The organism is Anaerolineae bacterium (genome assembly GCA_013178015.1).
Taxonomy (GTDB): domain Bacteria; phylum Chloroflexota; class Anaerolineae; order DRVO01; family DRVO01; genus Ch71.
On sequence record JABLXR010000027.1, the window covers coordinates 37208 to 55268 of the forward strand.

Below are 18061 nucleotides of genomic sequence, written 5' to 3' on the forward strand. Positions count from 1 at the left end.
TCCTGTGCCCTCGACCCACCTCAGAACCCAGTGGCGCCGGCGCCGGCGCCTACCGCTTTCAGGAGAGCCTATGTACTCGGAGAGCTTGATCGCCCAACTGGAGGAGCGCGCCCGGCAACTGCGCTGCGATGTGCTCCAGATGGTCTACGACGCCGGATCGGGGCACCCGGGAGGGTCGCTCTCGGCCGCCGAGATCATCGCTGCCCTCTACTTCCAGCGCCTGCGCCTGGACCCCAACAGGCCGGACTGCCCCGAGCGCGACCGCTTCATCCTCTCCAAGGGCCACGCCGCCCCCACCCTCTACGCTGCCCTGGCCCGGCGCGGCTTCTTCCCGGTGGAGGAGCTGTGCACCCTGCGCCAGCTGGACTCCCGGCTGCAGGGGCACCCCGACCGGCTCAAGACTCCGGGGGTGGAGATGACCTCCGGGGCCTTGGGCCACGGCGTCGCCATCGGCGCCGGGCTGGCGCTGGCCGCGCGGCGTGCCGGCCAGACCTGGCGCACCTACGTGCTACTGGGCGACGGCGAGGTGCAGGCGGGCGTCGTCTGGGAGGGGGCCCTCATCGCCGCTAAGTACGGCCTGAGCCACCTCACCTGCATCCTAGACCAGAACGACGTTCAGCTGGACGGGCCAGTGCACGAGATCCTGCCCCTCGAGCCCCTGGTGGACAAGTGGCGCGCCTTCGGCTGGGCCACGGTGGAGATTGACGGCCACAACGTCCGCCAGATCCTGGAGGCGCTGGACCTGGCCGCCAACATCCACGACCGCCCCACCATGATCGTCGCTCACACCACTAAGGGCAGGGGATGCAGCTTCATGGAGGGCAAGTCGGCCTGGCACGGGCGGGTGCCCAGCGCGGAAGAGCTGGCCTGCGCTTTGGAGGAACTCAATGCCTGAGATGCGCGACACCTACGGCCGAGCCCTGGCCGAGTACGGAGCCCAGAACGAGCGAGTGGTGGCGCTGGACGCCGACGTGTCCGCCTCCACCCGCAGCCGCTACTTCGGGGATCGCTTCCCCGACCGCTTCTACAACGTGGGCATCACTGAGGCGGCCATGGTGGACGTGGCCGCTGGCCTGGCCCTCGGGGGCATGATCCCCTTCGCTCACACCTTCGCCTTCCTGCTGGCTCTGCGGGCCGCCGAACAAGTCCGCACCTGCGTGGCCTACGCCCGCACCAACGTCAAGCTGGTGGGAGCCTACGGCGGGCTGTCCGACAGCAAAGATGGCCCCACCCATCACTCCATCTGCGACCTGGCGGTCATGCGAGCCCTGCCCAACCTGACAGTGATCGTTCCCGCCGACGGCATCGAGGCCGCCGCCTGCGTGCCGGTGGTGGCCGAGCTGGACGGGCCGGTGTACCTGCGCCTTAGCCGGGCCGACGTGCCCGACCTCATGCCGGAGGGCTACCGGTTCCAGGTGGGCAAGGGCGCGGTTCTGCGGGAGGGCAGGGACGTGGCCATCGTCAACTGCGGGGTGCTCCTGTCCCGCTGCCTGCGGGCGGCAGAGGAGCTGGCGTCGCGGGGGATCTCGGCTACGGTGGTGAACCTTCCCACGCTCAAGCCACTAGACGAAGAGCTGCTGCTCCAGGTGGCCGAGGCGGGGGCGGTGGTCACGGTGGAGGAGCATACCGTGATCGGGGGGCTGGGCGGCGCGGTGGCCGAGTTCCTATCAGCGCACCGGCCCACGCCGCTGCAGATGGTGGGCATCCACGACACGTTCACCGAGACCGGCCCCTACGAAGGACTGCTGGACCGCTGGGGCATGAGCGTGGCCGACATAGTGGCCGCCTGCCAGCGGGCGCTCGCCGCGGTGGGATAGGAGACAGAACGGAGACGCTTCGGGGAGAGGAGAGGGTGGCAGCCGGGTGCAACTAGTAGAGCGCTGCCTTCAGGCTCTTGGCCCCCGGTTCCTGTCTCCACCCCCTTGGCCGATATTCCAGAGGTCTCTGCAGGAGAGTGAATGCCCTTCCACTTCGGCGCCTGGGACGCCGTGCTGATCGTCGCTGTGTCGGTACAGGCGACGGCGCTGGCATACCTCCCCCAGCCACGGCTCAAGGCCCTGGCCTACGTGTTGCCCTTTCCCTTCACCATCGCCACCCTGGCTCTGGGCCGCCCCGTGGACGCCACCAACGTGCTGGGACTGTTACTCCTCTTCGGCTACATCCAGGGAGTGCGACTGCTGCACGATCGCCTGCGGCTGCCTATCGTGGCCGCCATCCTCCTCTCCGCCCTGAGCTACACCGCCGCCGGCTGGTTAATGGCGCCGATCGTCCCGGCCAGCGACGGTGCGTTCTGGGCCGCCGTGGCGCTGAGCCTGGCTCTTGCCGCGACGCTCTACCTGCGCATCAGCCACCGCGACGAGAGAGCCCACCGCACTACGCTGCCGGTGTGGATCAAGCTGCCCGTGGTGGCTTCCGTGATCGTGGCCCTGGTGATCGTCAAGGAGTACCTCCAGGGGTTCATGACCCTCTTCCCTATGGTGGGGGTGGTGGGCGCCTACGAGGCGCGCCACTCGCTCTGGACCATGGGACGACAGATCCCCACCTGGATGCTGGCGATGATCCCCATGCTGGTGGTGATCCGGCTGACCCAATACGGCCTGGGCCTGCCCGGCGCTCTGGCGCTGGGGTGGGTGGTCTTCCTGGCCGTGCTGCTGCCCCTGACCCGCAGGCAGTGGCGCCGCGGTTAAGGCGAGGCTGGAGCCGGGGCCGGGAACCTTTGGCGAGGCCGATGCGTCTAAGTGGTGCAGCTCGCCCGTGGGGGCAGACGCCGACCCCGGGATAGCTCCCTGGTCGAGACTACACAAGCATGGAGGCAACCATGAGCAAAGGACGAGCGTTCGCGGCCACCGCCATCACCAGCCTGCTAGTGATCGCACTGGTGCTGGCCGGCAGCAGCCTGAGTGTGGGCACCGCGGCCCAGGCCCAGGACACCGCAGCTCCCAGCGCAACCCGGTTCATTACCGTGGTGGGGCAAGGCAAGACGAACGTCGAGCCCGACATCGCCACCCTGAATTTGGGGGTGCAGACCAAGGCGGCCAAGGTGGACGAGGCCATGTCCGAGAACACCGCGATCATGGACGCCATCATGGAGGCGCTCCTGGCGGCCGGCATCGAGGAGAAGGACATCCAGACTACCAGCTACAACATCTACCTCGATGAAGGGTATCGGGCACCGGACGTGGAGCCGGAGCCGGTCTACCGGGTGTCGAACATGGTTCTGGTGAAGGTACGCGATCTGGAGGCAGTGGGCGAAGTCCTGGACGCAGCGGTAGCGGCGGGCGCCAACCAGATCTACGGCATCAGTTTCACCCTCGAGGACTGGAGCGAGGCTGAGGCCGAAGCTCGAGCGGAGGCGATGGCCGACGCACGGGCCCGGGCTGAGGAGTTGGCCGGCCTGGCCGAGGTGGAGGTCGGCGAGGTGCTGAGCATCAGCGAGGTAGTAGGTGGCACCGCTCCTTACGCTGCCAGCTACGGCGTCGCCTTGGAAAGAGCAGCTATGGGTGGCGGCGGCGCCATTGCTCCCGGCGAACTGGAGTACAGCACCAGGATTCAGGTCACCTACGCACTGCGGTAGTACGTGATTCGTGATGCGTGATACGTGACGCGTGATTCGTGATACGTGACGCGAGCGGGGCGTGATGTGGCACACACATCACGCCCCGCTCCTCGTTCCTCACCTATCACGCATCCCGCGTCACGCATCACTTTCCGCCACTCTGCACCTTGATGCTACGTGGCTTGATCTCCGCCGCCTTGGGCAGGGTGAGGGTGAGGACCCCGTCCTTGAAGGAGGCCTCTGCCTTGTCCGCCTCCACCGGCACGTTCAGGGTGACTACCCGGCGGAAGGGGCCGGTAGCCCGCTCCTGCACCACGTAATCCACGTTCTCGATGGGGGGCTTGATCTCGCCCCGGATGGTGACGGTGTCGCCCTCCACGGTGACATCTACATCCTCGGGCTTGACGCCGGGCACGCTCATGAGGATGACGATGTCCTCATCGGTGCTGTAGATGTCCAGAGGGGGACGCAGAGCCCTACCGGTGTCCCCTCTCCAGGTGGAGGGGCGCACGAAGCTGTCTTCGAAGAGGCGGTCCATCATCTGCCGCAGGCTCACCGCCTCCGCTAGCGGATCCCATCGCGTTAGCGATCTCATCGTCCTAACTCCTAGCAGCTAATGATCTCGGGGAACCAGACGAGCTCTCTAGCTCGCGGCCTTTACCTGAATGCGGCGCGCCCGTGCCTCCTCGGCCTTGGGCAGGCTGAGCTTGAGCTCGCCGTTCTCCATCTTCGCTTCGGCGCCTTCAGCCTTCACGGCGCTGGGGAGGATGAGGCTGCGCTGCATCATGCCATAGGACCGCTCTCTGTAGGTGTAACGGTCCTCGGAGATGTCTTTCTCCTGCTTTTTCTCCGCCTTGATGGTGAGCATGTTGCCCTCGACCCGGATGTCCACGTCCTCCGGCTTCACGCCGGGCAGGGTGGCCTCTACCATGATGTGGTCGTCCTGGTCATACACGTCCACCGACATGCCACGGCCCATGCCGGTCAGGCTGGCCCAGGGCCTCACGATGCTCTCTTCGAAGAGACGGTCAATGGCGTCGCGCAGTGTCATCTCCCGGCCTTCGTCTTCTCTGCGGGGAACCAATTCAGCCATGACTAACCTCCTAACGCTGACTGCTGATGCCTGCTAACACAGGGCCCAGGTTACTCCAAGACCCCGATCTTCGTCAAGAGGGCTGCAAGACGCGCTGCCGGCCCCTCGTCGCCTAGCGCGCCCCCACCGCCTGCAGACAGGCTTGCATGTGACCGCGCGACTCGGCAGCGATGATGATGCACCGGTCCAGCGGGTAATCCTTTGCCCCAATGATCTCTAAGTCGAGCGGGCCGTTATAGCCGTTCTCGTGCAGGACCCGGATGTAACCTACCAGGTCTATGTCCCCCCGGCCGTTCGTCTGCATCTCGGGCTTGCCCGGGCTCTGCTGGCGGCCCTTGCAGTCCCGGATGTGAACGTGCTTCACCCGCGAGATCACCGCAGCGATGGCCTCCACCGGATTCTCGCCGGCGCGGTAGATATGCGAGGGGTCCATGTCTATGCCGAAGGCGGGGGAGTCAATGACCTGCATGGCACGAAGCGTGCTGGGAGTGTCATGGATGGCGGCGCCCACGTGGGCCTTGACGCAGAGAGTGACGCCGTACCTCTCGGCCATGCGGGAGAGCATGTTCAGGGACTCGATTACCTCCTTGACGCTCTCCTCATCGCCGGCCCTGCCCCCGGGGCCACAGTTGACGATGGGGATGCCCAACTCAACCGCCGCCTGGAAGGCGGTCTCCATCCGCTGGGGGTCCCGGGAGGGTTGCTCCATGGCGAGCAGTTCCAGGCCGTACTCCTGTGACAGGCGCCTGATCTCGGGGGCGATCTCCCGCCAGTGGTCCAGCACCAGGTGTTGGCTCATACCCTCGATGGCGGAGATCTCGATGCCGTCGTAGCCGCACAAGGCGACGTACTTGAAGGCGGTCTCCATGTCGTAGCCGCCGAAGAGGACCGAGTTGGCTCCCAGTTTCATGCTATGCTCCTACGTTGCAGGTTGAGGCGCACCGATGAGACCCCAGAGAGCGCCGAGACACCAGAGAAGGCTCACCCAGAGGATGGCTCTGTGCGGCGGAGTGCGCGGCCCGGCTGGTCACTCCGGCTCCACTGCAGCGACCACCCGCTGAGCCCGTTCCCGTAGCTCCTCGTCCCAAGTTACCAAGGGTAGGTCCAGCGTCTGCGCCACGGCGACGTAGCAGGCGTCGGCGCCGCGCAGCCTGAGATCGGCAGCCAGACGGGCGGCGATGTCGCCGAGCTCGCGGTCTACCGGCAGTAGGCTCAAGGTGCTGAGGCGAGACATTGCCTGGACTAAGGCCTGGGCCCCGGGACTGTCACCTGTCCGACGGCTGACGGCCCCAGAGACCTCCGCCAGCAGGATCACCGGCGCGACCATTGGCGTCCGCTGACGTTCCACGCGGCGGAACCACCGGTCGGTCGCCTGATGATACCTATCGTGGGCCAGGTGAAGGCTGATCCAGACGCATGCGTCCACCACCATCAGAGCGCACCGCGGTCCTCGCGGATAGCCTCGACAGCCGACACGCCCTTTGGCCACTGCCGGCTGATCTCCTTCCCGATCCGGCGTAGCTCCTCCCAGGCGTCCCGGTCCCGCTCTTCAGCGTCCCGGCCGAACACGGGAACGATTCGAGCCACCGTCTCTCCGCGATAGGTGATCTCGACCTCCTGCTTCTGTTCTCGCACAAGACGGATGATCTCACTCGCCCGCTGCTTGAGCTCTCTGACGCCCACAGACTCCACCGTACAGCCTCCTCACAGATCGGCGATGCTGACGACTCGTATCGCCCGCCCTGTTGTGTGCTCATATGTGGGTACATTGTAGCATGGGCCAGGCCGGTGAGCCCAGGCAGCTCCTACACCCGCCAGCCTCAGGGCCGGTCCGTGTGGACGCAGTGGCGGCAATGACCTGCCGTGCCGCTTAGCCGTGCGTCACCTGGCGCCCTTAGGCCGCCGCCCTCCGGACGATGTCGGCGAGCTTGGCCTCGGTAGCCTCGTCGAGCGCGGTGAAGAACCAGGCAGATTCGATGAGAAGGTCCGACGCGCCTTCCTCGGGGGCGAGGTTCGCCTTCTCAGCGAGCCCGAACGTCATGTAGGTGTCGGCGCGGAAGAAGCAGATGACCCTTCCGTCCTTTGCGTACGCCGGCATGCCATACCACAACCTCGGCTCGAGCTCCGGCGCCGTCCGACGGATGAGAGCATGAAGGCGCTCTCCCATCTCGCGGTAGGGCGCCGGCATGGCGGCAATCTTCTCCAGAACTGCCGCCTCGCTGTCGGCTTTCGCCGCTCTCCTCCTATTGGCCTTCGTTTCAGACATGGCTGCTTCCTCCGTCAGAAAAGCCAACTTCTCCGGGCACCAGCGCAACGAACGAGGACCACGCCGGGACCGCGCTGGCGCGGCCCCGCCGGATTACTTCACGTAGACCACTGATTCTGTCTGGATAGACTCTATTGCCGCGGCCAACACCTTCTGCGCCGCCAGGCCGTCGGCACCAGAGCCGTCTATGTCCTCGGGGGCCACCCCCTCGGATACCTGTTCCAGGAAGCGGTGGATGCGGTTGATGAAGGTGTCCTCGAAGTCCCGCATGCCCCCGAAGATGGGGTTAGTGTAGACCCGCTTGACCAGGTCGCCCGCCGGGTACAGAGTCACCTCGTGGAACATGTCCTCGATAACGAAGCGACCCCTGGTGCCGGCTACCTCGCAGCGCTCCATGGGATGGCCGCGCTCGATGTCGTAGGAGCCAGTCAGGCCGCCGACTACGCCGTTCTTGAAGCGCAGGCTGAAGTGGGCCGTGGACCAGATCTGGCGTCCGGGAGCCTTGGTGGCGAAACACTGCACCGCCTCCACGTCGCCGCAGTAGTAGCGCATGATGTCCACCGTATGCGGGTGCAGGGCCTTGATCTGGAACCAGGGTGAGCTCTCCCGCGGGTTCATGATCCACATGCTCATGTTGACGAAGAGCAGGTGACCCAGCCGGCCCTCGTCCTGCCACTGCTTGGCCAGGAGGGCGGCCGGAGTGAAGCGGTGGTTAAGGTTCACGCCCAGGCACAGTCCCTTCTCCCTCGCCTTGGCCACCATCTCCTCGGCCGGCGGAATCTCATTGCAGATGGGCTTCTCCACCAGCACGTGACATCCGGCGTCCAAAGCCTGCATGGTGGGCAGGTAGTGGTCGCTGCCGTACTCGTGGCCGCCGGTGGCGACACTCACCAAGTCAGGCTTGGCCTTGGCCAGCATGTCCTCGGCGTCGTAGTAGGCAGGCACGCCGTGGGTGACCGCGGCCTGGTCGGCGCGCTGGCGGTCTATGTCGCACACCGCCACCAGTTCGGCTAGCGGATCCTCTCGGTATATGCGGGCATGGCGGTTGCCGATGGGCCCCAGCCCGATGACGCCGACTCGCAGCATGGTTCTCTCTCCCAGCGAATCCGTAGTACGTGGGTTCAGTCTGCCACAGAGCCACGCAGACACGGAGTAGGGAATAGGGAACAGGTTGCCGGTCCCAGGGTGGAAACGCCAGGAGCGCGTTCCCTATCCCCTATAACCTATCACCTATCCCCTACTCCGTGGCTCTGTGGCCGGTCCGGGTATCAGACGTAGCCGTACTCCCTCATAGCCGGCTCCAAGAAGTCGAACCTGTGCACGCCCGTGCCCGAGCGCCACCGTCCTACGGCCTCCGGAAGCACCCGAATCTTGGCTAGCTTGATGCCCAGGTAGTCGCTCAGCCGCTGCAGGGTCTCGTCCTGCCGCAGTACGAAGTCCTCGAACCGCACGCTAAGCCAGTTCTCCGGCTTTGGCGTCGCCCTGACTAGATCGTCCTGATACTTCCAGGAGATGGCCCGGCGCCGGCGAATGTCATCCGTCTCCGGATACTCGACTCCAAAGCGGCGCAGATCGTCGGTGACGTGAGCACCCAGGATGCTGTCCCGCGGGTCGCGCACCCAGTGTATGTACTTGGCCTCCGGGAACATCCGCACGATCCACGGGAATACCAGGGTGGTCTCGGGGATCTTCCACCCCCTGTGCCGGGCATCGCTGGCCAGCACCGAACGCAGGTAGGACCGGATCAGGCCCGTGAACTCCTCCGGGATCTGCATCTCCGTCAGGGCGCTCCAGTCCCACTCCAAGCCGCCCTTCCACCGGACGTAGCGAGACATCACCCGGCAAGCCTCGTACATGTCCCAAGGGGGCAGAAGGTCTCCGGAGCGGTTCTGCGGCGTCCCCATGAAGACGCCGCTGGCGGCAAGCGTATGCGACATGGCCCGGGTCCCCCCGTGGCCACGACCGATGATGGTGATGAGGCTCATGACGACATATCCATCGCAAGAATGTACCGGACGAGTGGTGAGTGATACGTGATGCGTGATGCGTGATGCGTGATACGTGACGAGTGATGCGTGACGAGTGACACTCAGATCCTGAGACTCATCACGTATCACGCATCACGTATCACGTATCACGTATCACTCGTCACGCATCACGCCAGTGTGACGACCGTCCCCTTCTCCCAGGACTCGATGATGGCCTCGATGATGGTCTGCACCTTGAGGGCGTCCTCGCCCGAAGCGTCTATCTCCTCCGGCCGAGCGCCTTCCAGGTTCTGCTCGATCCAGCGGCCGATGCGGCTGGCGAAGGTCTCACTGAAGCTCATCATGCCGCCCACGTAGTCGTAGGTGACCGTCTCCCGGGAGAAGCGGGGGTAGAAGGTTAGGTGCTCGCATGCGTCCAGAAGCACGAAGCGCGCCTCGGAACCCACCACCTCCAATGTCTCCAGCCCGTACGACCCCCCGGCGTCGTAGGAGCCAGTCAGGTGGCCGATGATGCCGTTTCGAAAAAGCAGGTTCACCTGCACGTTGGACCAGCAGACGCGGCGCCCATCCGGACCGTCCTGGCGCGGACCGCGCTTGAAGAAGGCCTGCACCCTCTCCACGTCGCCACCGAAGTAACGCATTACGTCCAGCGAATGCGGGTGCAGAGCGCGGATGTGGAACCAGGGCGAGGTCTCGTTCGGGTTGTTGATCCACATCTTCATGTTGATTATGTTGACTTCACCCAGCCGGCCCTCATCTACCCACTGCTTGGCCATGAGGGCGGCGGGAGTAAAGCGGTGGTTGAGGTTAATGCCGTAGCGCAAGCCTTTCTCCTTGGCCAAGGCCACCATCTGGCGGGCCTCGTCCAGGTCATTGGAGATAGGCTTCTCCCCCAGGACGGGGATGCCGGCGCCCAACAGCTGCATGGTGGGCCGGTAGTGATCGCCGCCGTTCTCCTTGCCCGCGGTGGTGACGCTAGCGATGTCTATCCTTAGCCCGCTGGCCAGCATGTCGTCCACGGAGTAGAAGGCGCGAGCGCCGTACTTCTCTGCGGCCCGATCGGCCCTGTCTTTGATGATGTCGCACACGGCGACGATATCGGTCTCGGGGTGCTTCTGGTACACTCCGGCATGGATGTTGCCGATGTTCCCCATGCCTACGATAGCCACGTTCAAAGCCACTTCTCCCTCCCAGATCGAACCAGATCTAACCGCAGAGACCGCCGAGAGCGCAGGGAAGACAACAGGATGGAAGACGGCTGGACTGAACACAGTCCGAAGACCGGCACGGTATCTCACCTCTCCGGAGTCTGAGCCGTCGCCTTCTGCTCCTCCCCTCCTTCTCTCTCTGCGTCTTCTCGGCGTTCTCTGCGGCCTCTGCGGTGAATCCCTCCCTACTTCCGAGCCTCGGCCTGGAGCTTGATCGCCTGGCGGACGCCGCCGATGTACAGCGTCTCGTAGGCCTGCTCCGACGTCTTGAAGGCTCCCACGCCCTCATGCCCATGCCAGTCGCCCTGGTGATGGATGGGATTAGGCAGTCCCGTTTCCTCCTCTCGCCGGGCGATATGCGCCTGCATGCGTGCGCGCAGGTATTCCACCACCTCTGGCTCGCTGTCGGCCAGGTTCTCGTTCTCCTCGGGGTCCTGGATCAGGTTGTACAGCTCCACCGGTGGCTTGAAGTGGAAGTCCGGCTCCAGGGCCTCGATGAGCTTCCACTCCGGGGTGCGCCAACCGTGCTTGCGCATCCAGGTGCATTCGGTGAGGTAGATCTCGCTCTCGAAGGAGGGTTCCTCGCCGCGCACCAACTGCATCAGGCTTCGTCCGTCCATCTGGTAGTCGCCCGGGTCTATCTCGGCCAGCTCCAGTATGGTGGGCAGCAGGTCCTTGTGCTGGTTGTACCCTCCCACTCTCACGCCCGCCGGCACCTTGGCCGGGTAGCGGATGATGAGGGGTACGTGGAGAGTGGGATCGTAGAGCCCATGGTGATCGAAGTAGCACTCGTGGTCGTAGAGGGTCTCTCCGTGGTCGGAGTTGATGACCACGATGGTATCGTCCAGGATGCCCAGCGTCTCCAACTGGGTGAAGAGCGTCTGCATGCAGGCGTCCATGTAGGCCACGGCGCCGTCGTACTGGGCGATGACGTAGTCCTTGTCGGTGATGCCAGGCGGCATCCAGGAGGCGAAGAAGTCGCGGAAGGGCTTGAAGGACATCACCGGCTCCATGGACTTGTTGGCCGGGTCGGTCTCGTTGCCGTGGTAGAACATGCGCTCGTAGGGCTCGGGCGGCAGGTAGGGCGCGTGTGGATCCATGTGCCGCAGGAAGAGAAAGAAGGGCTTACGGGCCCGGGCCAGCCGTTCTAGCTCGGGCACGGTCACTTCGTTGAGGTTCTGAGCTTTGGGGCTGCGACCCTCCTCCCAACTCCCCCAACCGGCGAATTCGATGTACTTGTCGAAGTCGCGGGAGGCCGGGTTGCCCTTGAACCCGACCGAAGTGGTGTTGTAGCCGGCTTCCTTGCAGATCTGGGCCAGCGTCCTGGCCTCGGAACGCATAGCACCTTTGTGGCGCAGTGCTACCACCTGGGTGCCGAACGCGTCCCGTCCGGTGAACATATTGGCGTAGGCGCTGGTGGTGGGTATGTGGGCGCTGTAGGTGCGCTCGAAGAGGGCACCTCCCCGGGCGAACCGGTCAATGTGAGGAGTGGTGAGGCGGTGGTAGCCATAGCACGACATGTGATCGGCCCGGAGTGAGTCAATCCCGAATAGCACGATGTTGGGCTTGCGCCTGCGTCTGGTGGCCATGGTCTCCTCTTGCAGCTCTCTAGGCCGCGCGGACGTGGGTGGTCCAGGCAGGACCGTCGCCTCTGGCCGGCGCGGACACCTTTTGTGGCAGGTAGCGCGATTCTACCCCGCCAGGCCGCAGTTGCATAGTGTGAGCAGCGGCAGACGTTGCCGCAGAGTGCGTCACTGCTCAGCCGCGCGCTGAAGGGCGCTCTGGGACCATCCTTCGCGCCCAGCAGCCCAGCCGCAGTCCCTCAGGGCCAGGCACAGCCCGGCCGTGTCGGCGAGTGCCCTTTTGACAAGCTCAGAGCCTGGCGCAGGGGCAGGCTTCGCGCGCCCCGCGCTCCTCCACAGATTGACACTGCCACCTCGCCACCCTATAATCGGCCCCAGTTGAATACGCAGGCGATGGTGTCCTGAAGCCCGGACGCCAAGGCTTAATGGGGAAAGACCGGTGAAAGTCCGGCGCTGTCCCGCAACTGTAACCCCGATGTCGGGGGAGCCAGAACACCCGCCATCGCCCTGCTTTCAGCACCTGCGTGGACAGGGGGCGGAAGCACGAGCAGGACGGCGACGCTCATCCAGCGCCTGAATCCTCCTCTCGATGCCCGCTGACCCCGACCTCCCGTCGGGGTCAGGTGGTGTGTAGCCCCAACTTCGCGCCGATCGCGGAGCCGCAGGTATATCGCTGAGGAGGTACGCTGTGAGAGGTCGCCCTTTGCTGTCACTCGTGCTGCTCGTGTCCCTTCTCCTGTTCTCAGTCCTTCCGGCACACGCCAGTGCCCCTGAGGCCGTCAACTGGCTCAAAGCCCAGCAACGTCCGGACGGCGGCTTCGGCATGGAGCAGAGCACCCTTTCTGAGACCGCCGAGGTAGTCTACGCCCTGGCTGCTGCGGGCGAGGACCTGACTTCCGTGGCAGTTGGGGGCAACAGCCCGCTCGACTTCCTGGCCGCCAATGTGGACCAGGCCACTACCGTGGGCGCTCAGGCGAAGGTGGCTCTCGCCTTCACCGCCGCTGGCCGCGATGCCTCCGACGTGGATGGCGTCGATCTCATCGGCGTTATCGGGGACAGCCTGGACGCCGAGGGCAAGTTCGGCGGCCCGGAGGCCATCCTCACCGACCACCTCTACGCCATGCTGGCTCTGACTTCGGCCGGACAGGAGGTACCTTCTGCAGCGGTGGACTGGCTGGTCGCCCGGCAGGCCCCCAACGGCGGTTGGGCCTGGAACGCCTCCCCCGACGAGGCCGATACCGACAGCAACACCACCGCCCTGGCGCTGCAGGCGCTAGTGGCCGCCGGCGTCGCCTCCGATGAACTGGCGGTCACCTCAGCTCTGGAGTACCTGCGCGGCCTCCAGAACGAGGATGGCGGCTTCTGCTATCAGAAGCCCTCGCCCTACGGCACCGACACCGACGCCAACTCCACCGCCGTCGTCCTACAGGCGCTGGTGGCGGTGGGCGAGGACCTGGCCGACTGGGTCAGCAGCGAGGGCAACGGGCCCCGGGACGCGCTGGCAGCGCTGCAGAACCAAAGCGGCGCCTTCGCTTGGCAGGCAGCCTTCCCGGACAACAACCTCCTGGCCACCGCTCAGGCCGTACCGGCGTTGCTCGGACGGCCCTATCCCATCGCCGTGACCCCGGTCGGGGCGGAACCGCCCGTGGCCGCCATGGAAGCCACGCCCGTCCCCACCGAGACGGCGGCCCCTCTCGAGCCCGCTACCACCCCGGCTCCCGTCGTCCCCACCACGGGCGGCGTCCTGCCCTCCACCCCGTGGGGGCAGATCCTCATGGTCACCGGGGCGCTTCTCGCCGGCGGAGGCTACCTCCTGCGCCGGCGACTGGGCCAGCGCTGAGGCTACCATCCATCCGGCCGAACGAGGGGAACCAGAGGACGGGACCATGAGTCAGTCGAGCGCCCTGCCCAGGACGTGCTGGGCGCGCAACAATCGTAGGGGCGAACCTTGTGTTCGCCTGTGCACCGAGCGGATGAACACAGGGTTCGCCCCTACGGCAGCGGGCCTGGCTGGGACGAACTCGTGCAGCCAGGCAGGAGCACGCCGCGGGGCGGACGTGCTCCGCCTAATGTTGGTCGCGCTGCTGCTCGTCCTGGCGACGCTCTCACCCGGCTCCCCGGCGCTAGCTCAGACGCCCTCGTTCGGCAGCGCCGGTCTGATCGTGGAGTACGGGGACGGGCGGGCCGACGTCTTCTGCCTCACCTTGCCTCGGGAGAGCGTCACCGGAACCGAGCTGCTTCAGCTCAGCGGGCTGCCGGTGGGCATGGCTACAGCAGGGATGGGCACTCAGATTTGCCAGATCGGGGAGGTCGGCTGCGAGCCCGGCCGCCAGCACTGCTTCTGCCAGTGCCTGGGCACTCCCTGCACCTATTGGACCTACTTCTACTGGAAAGACGCCGCCTGGATCTACTCCCCGCTGGGGCCCGGCCTGCGCCAGGTGAGCGATGGCGACGTGGACGCCTGGGTATGGGGCGACGGAACGACGCTCCCAGCCACCCCTGCCGATGCGGCCTGTGCTCCCTCTGCCAGTGCAGTTCCAACGGCGGCGGTGACCGCCACTGCCACGGCGGCACAGCCTAGCGAGGCCGCCACGGCCACCGTCGCCCCGGCCCCTCCTTCCGAGGCCAGCCCGGAACGCACCGTCTCTCCTACCGCGGAGCCGGCCGTGGGTACCGGCCTGGCCTGCCCGTCGGCGGTTCTGCTGTTACTGCCCCTGGGGCTTCTGGGCGCCCTGGCCTGGGCGAGGAGATAGAGCCGTGTTCCATCCGGTGGCCTTGACCTTTTGGGTGGTGGCAGCGGCTGCCGCCGCTCTGGGGACGCGTAACCCCCTCTATCTGTCGCTACTACTACTGGTCGTCTGGCTCACTTACTCCGCCGCCCGACGCTACAACCCTCGCGCCCGCTGGGGCAGCATCCTCAAGCTGGGGCTGTGGGTGTGGGGCATCACCATACCCTTCAATGCCCTGTCCTCTCACATTGGACGCTACGTCCTCTTCACCCTCCCCCGCAACTGGCCCGTCATCGGAGGGCCGGTGACCGCCGAGGGGGTGCTTTTCGGCTTCCTCAACGGGCTGGCGCTGGTGCTGTTACTCACCACCTTCGCCGCCTTCAACACTGCTGTGGAGCAGCACGAGCTTCTCCGGCTCGTCCCTTCCGCCTTCTACCACGCAGGCATGATCGCCTCCATCGCCGTCACCTTTGTCCCGGTGATGACCGCGACCTTCGAGGACATCCGCCAGGCCCAGACGCTGCGCGGGCACCGCTTTCGCGGCCTGCGCGACCTACTTCCTCTGATCGCGCCCCTGCTGGCCAGCGCCCTGGAGCGGTCCATCCAGCTGGCCGAGGCGATGGAGGCTCGAGGCTACGGTAGCGGCATTCGGCCCCTGGCCCCCGGACGTAACGCTCTTCTCCAGATCGGGCTTCTCATCGGGCTGCTGTCCCTCACTGGCGGGCTCTTCGTCCGGGCCTACTACCCCGACGCCCGCTCGCTGGGAGACGCGCTCTCGTTGGCAGCCGGAGGGGGCATCGCGGCTATCCTCTGGTACCAGGGGCGCAGGGTGCACCGCTCCTACTACCGGGTATGGCGCTGGGATTGGCCGAGCCGGATAGTGGCCCTTCTGGCAGCAGTCTCGTTCCTGGCTCTGCTCACGGCGAACCGCTGGAGTGCCACCGGGCTGGTCTACTACCCCTATCCCCCGGGCGACCTGCTGCCGTCGTTCGATCCGCTGCTCGGGATGGCACTGCTGCTGCTGGGGGCGCCGGCAGCGATGTCGGCCCGCTCGTCTGCGCCGGAGGTGGTGCGTGCCGAGTCGTGACCGGGGGAAGGCGGCTACGCAGGGCCGCCCCTTCGACAGCCCGCCTGCCTGCGAACACGCAGTAGGGGCAGGGCTGCGAGACACGGCTTCGCCGTGTGCGCTTGCGCCTGCTTCAGGAGTGGTGGGGCATAGCAGAGGCAGCCCCGTTAACCTGCGCCAGGTGACCTACCGCTATCCCGATGCCGACCGCTCGGCGTTGGAACGGGTGGACTTGGACCTGGGGGAGGGGGAGTTAGCGCTGGTGATGGGCCCCAGCGGCGGCGGCAAGTCCACCCTGCTACGTTGCCTCAACGGACTGGTCCCCCACTTCTATGGCGGCGTCTTCTCCGGAAGGGTGAGCGTCTTCGGGCGGGAGCCGGTGGTCCTCGGGCCGCGAGGTATGAGCGACCTGGTGGGGTTCGTCTTCCAGGACCCGGAGGCGCAGTTCATTGTGGATGACGTGGAGGGAGAGCTCGCCTTCTCCATGGAGGCCCGCGGATACCCCAGAGCCGAGATGGTGGAGCGAGTGCGAGAGGTCAGTCGCCAGCTGGGTATCGAGGCCCTCCTGGGGCGCCGGCTCAGCACTCTCTCCGGCGGGCAGCGGCAGAGGGTAGCGGTAGCCGCCGCCCTGGCCCTGCGCCCCCGGCTGCTGGTGCTGGACGAACCTACCTCTCAGCTGGATCCCATGGCAGCGGATGAGTTGCTGTCCACCCTGGTACGCCTGAACCGGGAACAGGGCCTTACAGTCCTCCTCTCCGAGCACCGGCTAGAGCGGGTGGTCCCCTACGCCGACCGCATCGTCTACTGCTCCGGGCCCGGCGGCCCCCTCACCGTAGGCAGTCCACGCCAGGTGCTGCCCCAGGTGCCCCTGGCCCCGCCCGTCGCGGCGTTGGGGCGCCACCTTAGGTGGACTCCTCTCCCTCTCACGGTGGATGAGGCGCGGCCCTTCGCCCGCGACCTCCCTCCTTCGAACAACGGCCATCGCGCCCATCCGGCTCCCGGTGAGGTACGCTTGGCCATGCACGGCGTCTGGTACAGTTATCCCGAGGCCACTGCGCTCCGGGGCGTAGACCTAGAGCTGCGGCAGGGAGAGATCCTGGCCCTGCAAGGCCACAACGGCGCCGGCAAGACCACCCTGCTAAAGGTCCTGGTGGGGCTGCTCAAGCCCGAGAAGGGAGAAGCCCTGCTCGATGGCGCCAGCGTGGCCGGCCTGGGCCTGCACCAGGTCATCCGCCGAGTCGGGTTCGTGCCCCAGAGCCCCGGCAGCCTTCTCTTCCAGGACACGGTACGGGCGGAGCTGGAGTTCACCCGTCGCAGCCATGGCCTACCGGCGCGCGACCCCATGGCGCTGTTGGAGCGGCTCGGCCTGGCCGAATACGCCGACACCTACCCCCGCGACCTGAGCCAGGGGGAACGGCAGCGGGTCGCCCTGGCCGCCATCCTCGTCGCCGAGCCCGAGATCCTTCTCCTGGACGAGCCCACCTTGGGGCTGGACTACCTGCAGAAGGCGCGGCTGGTGCAGATACTGCGGGAACTCCGCGATGAGGGGAAGTCGGTCCTCATGGCTACCCACGACGTGGAGCTGGTGGCCGCCTGCGCCGACCGGACGGTCGTCTTGCAGGACGGCCGTGTCCTCGACTCCGGCCGCCCGGGCGAAGTGATGCTGCGCCACGAAGGGTACGCCTCCCAGATCAGTCGACTCTTCGGCGATGGAGAGCGCCTGACCGTCGAGGACGTGCTGGCATGAGGTACCTGAACCACGCCATCCTGCTGGCAGCCAGCCTGCTGGGCGCCGGGTCCCTGCTCCTGCCCTTCTTCGCTCCGCCAGCGGGCGCGGACCAGGCCGGGCCCATGGCCCACGCGGGGGACGCCCCGGTCATCTTCGTAGCCCTGGTGGTGCTCTGCCTGGGTGCCGTGGCCGCCAACCTGGCCGGTCGGCAGATGAACTCCAAGGTCATGGCGGTCCTAGGGGTCCTAACCGCCATGAATGCCGTGCTGCGGGCCATCCCCGGCCCGGGCGGCTTCAGTGCCATCTTCGTGCTCCCCATCCTGACCGGCTACGTCTACGGGTCCACCTTCGGCTTCTTGCTGGGCTCCCTCAGCCTGCTGATCTCGGCCCTCATCGGTGCCGGCATTGGGCCCTGGTTGCCCTACCAGATGCTCTGTGCCGGGTGGGTGGGTATGATCAGCGGCTGGCTGCCCCATCTGCGCCGGCCCCAGGCCGAGATGGCCGTATTGATAGGCTGGGGAGTCCTGTCCGGCCTCATCTTCGGCGCCGTCATGAACCTGTGGTTCTGGCCCTTCATCAACGTTCCCGGCGAGGCGGACCTTTACTGGAGTCCAGGGGCCACCCTGGCCGAGGGACTCCGGCGTTACCTGGCCTTCTACCTGCTGACCTCGGCCTGGTGGGACGCCATGCGCGCCGCAGGCAACGCCGTGCTGCTGGCCCTGTTTGGCCGGGCCCTGGTGACCACCCTGCGCCGTTACCAGCGCCGCTTCCAGTTCTCCCTGGGCTGATACGGGAGAGCAAGAAACGGATTGAGTTGGTGCGGCCGCGTTAGTACAGTGTCGG

The 18061-nt window shown here is 66.2% G+C and carries 18 protein-coding genes, 1 pseudogene and 1 riboswitch; of the genes and pseudogenes, 9 read left to right on the forward strand and 10 right to left on the reverse strand.

What is annotated here, in order from left to right; genetic code table 11:
- Positions 1-70: 70 nt before the first annotated feature.
- The 4 genes from HPY83_11515 (at position 71) to HPY83_11530 (ending at position 3574) form a co-directional block, all read left to right on the forward strand.
- On the forward strand, positions 71-895 hold the full coding sequence (locus HPY83_11515) for a transketolase (GenBank protein ID NPV08572.1): 825 nt from the start codon (positions 71-73) through the stop codon (positions 893-895).
- Positions 888-1817, forward strand: a complete 930-nt coding sequence (locus tag HPY83_11520; protein NPV08573.1) for a transketolase family protein — start codon at positions 888-890, stop codon at positions 1815-1817. The genes HPY83_11515 and HPY83_11520 overlap by 8 nt, the downstream gene beginning before the upstream one ends.
- Before the next feature lie 141 nt (positions 1818-1958).
- Positions 1959-2687 carry a hypothetical protein gene (locus HPY83_11525; protein ID NPV08574.1) on the forward strand — a complete coding sequence of 243 codons (729 nt, stop codon included), beginning with the start codon at positions 1959-1961 and terminating at the stop codon, positions 2685-2687.
- 131 nt (positions 2688-2818) lie between these two features.
- The gene (locus HPY83_11530; protein NPV08575.1) at positions 2819-3574 is read left to right on the forward strand and encodes an SIMPL domain-containing protein; all 756 of its coding nucleotides are present in this window, start codon (positions 2819-2821) and stop codon (positions 3572-3574) included.
- Between the two features lie 127 nt (positions 3575-3701).
- Here the strand turns inward: HPY83_11530 and HPY83_11535 are convergent, their stop codons facing one another.
- The 10 genes from HPY83_11535 to HPY83_11580 form a co-directional block, all read right to left on the reverse strand.
- Complete coding sequence (locus HPY83_11535) at positions 3702-4151, reverse strand: Hsp20/alpha crystallin family protein (GenBank protein ID NPV08576.1); 450 nt, start codon at positions 4149-4151, stop codon at positions 3702-3704.
- Positions 4152-4199: 48 nt separating this feature from the next.
- Positions 4200-4607: an Hsp20/alpha crystallin family protein gene (locus HPY83_11540; GenBank protein ID NPV08577.1), complete on the reverse strand. Its 408-nt coding sequence runs from the start codon at positions 4605-4607 to the stop codon at positions 4200-4202.
- Between the two features lie 154 nt (positions 4608-4761).
- Positions 4762-5559 carry a sugar phosphate isomerase/epimerase gene (locus tag HPY83_11545; protein ID NPV08578.1) on the reverse strand — a complete coding sequence of 266 codons (798 nt, stop codon included), beginning with the start codon at positions 5557-5559 and terminating at the stop codon, positions 4762-4764.
- 117 nt (positions 5560-5676) lie between these two features.
- Positions 5677-6081, reverse strand: a complete 405-nt coding sequence (locus HPY83_11550) for a type II toxin-antitoxin system VapC family toxin (GenBank protein ID NPV08579.1) — start codon at positions 6079-6081, stop codon at positions 5677-5679.
- Positions 6081-6341, reverse strand: a complete 261-nt coding sequence (locus HPY83_11555; protein NPV08580.1) for a type II toxin-antitoxin system prevent-host-death family antitoxin — start codon at positions 6339-6341, stop codon at positions 6081-6083. The genes HPY83_11550 and HPY83_11555 overlap by 1 nt, the downstream gene beginning before the upstream one ends.
- Before the next feature lie 202 nt (positions 6342-6543).
- Positions 6544-6915, reverse strand: coding sequence for a DUF1801 domain-containing protein (locus HPY83_11560; protein ID NPV08581.1), 372 nt, complete (start codon positions 6913-6915; stop codon positions 6544-6546).
- A gap of 93 nt (positions 6916-7008) precedes the next feature.
- Complete coding sequence (locus HPY83_11565; protein ID NPV08582.1) at positions 7009-8001, reverse strand: Gfo/Idh/MocA family oxidoreductase; 993 nt, start codon at positions 7999-8001, stop codon at positions 7009-7011.
- A 182-nt stretch (positions 8002-8183) separates the two neighbouring features.
- Positions 8184-8900 carry a sulfotransferase gene (locus HPY83_11570; protein NPV08583.1) on the reverse strand — a complete coding sequence of 239 codons (717 nt, stop codon included), beginning with the start codon at positions 8898-8900 and terminating at the stop codon, positions 8184-8186.
- A 170-nt stretch (positions 8901-9070) separates the two neighbouring features.
- The gene (locus HPY83_11575) at positions 9071-10084 is read right to left on the reverse strand and encodes a Gfo/Idh/MocA family oxidoreductase (protein ID NPV08584.1); all 1014 of its coding nucleotides are present in this window, start codon (positions 10082-10084) and stop codon (positions 9071-9073) included.
- 212 nt (positions 10085-10296) lie between these two features.
- Positions 10297-11700, reverse strand: coding sequence for a sulfatase (locus HPY83_11580; GenBank protein ID NPV08585.1), 1404 nt, complete (start codon positions 11698-11700; stop codon positions 10297-10299).
- Positions 11701-12071: 371 nt separating this feature from the next.
- A riboswitch (cobalamin riboswitch) is annotated at positions 12072-12213 on the forward strand.
- Between the two features lie 169 nt (positions 12214-12382).
- Between HPY83_11580 and HPY83_11585 the strand changes: the two genes are divergently transcribed.
- The 5 genes and pseudogenes from HPY83_11585 to HPY83_11605 all read left to right on the forward strand — a co-directional run bounded on the left by HPY83_11585 (position 12383) and on the right by HPY83_11605 (position 18006).
- Positions 12383-13534: a hypothetical protein gene (locus tag HPY83_11585; GenBank protein ID NPV08586.1), complete on the forward strand. Its 1152-nt coding sequence runs from the start codon at positions 12383-12385 to the stop codon at positions 13532-13534.
- A gap of 229 nt (positions 13535-13763) precedes the next feature.
- Positions 13764-14447 (forward strand): hypothetical protein, encoded by a 684-nt coding sequence (locus HPY83_11590; protein NPV08587.1) that lies wholly within the window; start codon positions 13764-13766, stop codon positions 14445-14447.
- A 4-nt stretch (positions 14448-14451) separates the two neighbouring features.
- A complete protein-coding gene (locus tag HPY83_11595; protein ID NPV08588.1) occupies positions 14452-15510 on the forward strand; it encodes a hypothetical protein in 1059 nt (352 codons plus the stop codon).
- Between the two features lie 202 nt (positions 15511-15712).
- A pseudogene (locus tag HPY83_11600) lies at positions 15713-17236 on the forward strand (ATP-binding cassette domain-containing protein).
- On the forward strand, positions 17233-18006 hold the full coding sequence (locus tag HPY83_11605; GenBank protein ID NPV08589.1) for an ECF transporter S component: 774 nt from the start codon (positions 17233-17235) through the stop codon (positions 18004-18006). The pseudogene HPY83_11600 and the gene HPY83_11605 overlap by 4 nt, the downstream one beginning before the upstream one ends.
- Positions 18007-18061: the final 55 nt, after the last annotated feature.

What these genes read in the sequence shown, in the direction of transcription:
- HPY83_11545 (NPV08578.1), bottom strand. Translation starts at nt 5,559, where the DNA reads ATGAAACTGGGAGCCAACTCGGTCCTCTTCGGCGGCTACGACATGGAG.
- HPY83_11605 (NPV08589.1), top strand. Translation starts at nt 17,233, where the DNA reads ATGAGGTACCTGAACCACGCCATCCTGCTGGCAGCCAGCCTGCTGGGC.
- HPY83_11570 (NPV08583.1), bottom strand. Translation starts at nt 8,900, where the DNA reads ATGAGCCTCATCACCATCATCGGTCGTGGCCACGGGGGGACCCGGGCC.
- HPY83_11565 (NPV08582.1), bottom strand. Translation starts at nt 8,001, where the DNA reads ATGCTGCGAGTCGGCGTCATCGGGCTGGGGCCCATCGGCAACCGCCAT.
- HPY83_11560 (NPV08581.1), bottom strand. Translation starts at nt 6,915, where the DNA reads ATGTCTGAAACGAAGGCCAATAGGAGGAGAGCGGCGAAAGCCGACAGC.
- HPY83_11580 (NPV08585.1), bottom strand. Translation starts at nt 11,700, where the DNA reads ATGGCCACCAGACGCAGGCGCAAGCCCAACATCGTGCTATTCGGGATT.
- HPY83_11540 (NPV08577.1), bottom strand. Translation starts at nt 4,607, where the DNA reads ATGACACTGCGCGACGCCATTGACCGTCTCTTCGAAGAGAGCATCGTG.
- HPY83_11520 (NPV08573.1), top strand. Translation starts at nt 888, where the DNA reads ATGCCTGAGATGCGCGACACCTACGGCCGAGCCCTGGCCGAGTACGGA.
- HPY83_11530 (NPV08575.1), top strand. Translation starts at nt 2,819, where the DNA reads ATGAGCAAAGGACGAGCGTTCGCGGCCACCGCCATCACCAGCCTGCTA.
- HPY83_11535 (NPV08576.1), bottom strand. Translation starts at nt 4,151, where the DNA reads ATGAGATCGCTAACGCGATGGGATCCGCTAGCGGAGGCGGTGAGCCTG.
- HPY83_11515 (NPV08572.1), top strand. Translation starts at nt 71, where the DNA reads ATGTACTCGGAGAGCTTGATCGCCCAACTGGAGGAGCGCGCCCGGCAA.
- HPY83_11550 (NPV08579.1), bottom strand. Translation starts at nt 6,081, where the DNA reads ATGGTGGTGGACGCATGCGTCTGGATCAGCCTTCACCTGGCCCACGAT.
- HPY83_11590 (NPV08587.1), top strand. Translation starts at nt 13,764, where the DNA reads ATGTTGGTCGCGCTGCTGCTCGTCCTGGCGACGCTCTCACCCGGCTCC.
- HPY83_11525 (NPV08574.1), top strand. Translation starts at nt 1,959, where the DNA reads ATGCCCTTCCACTTCGGCGCCTGGGACGCCGTGCTGATCGTCGCTGTG.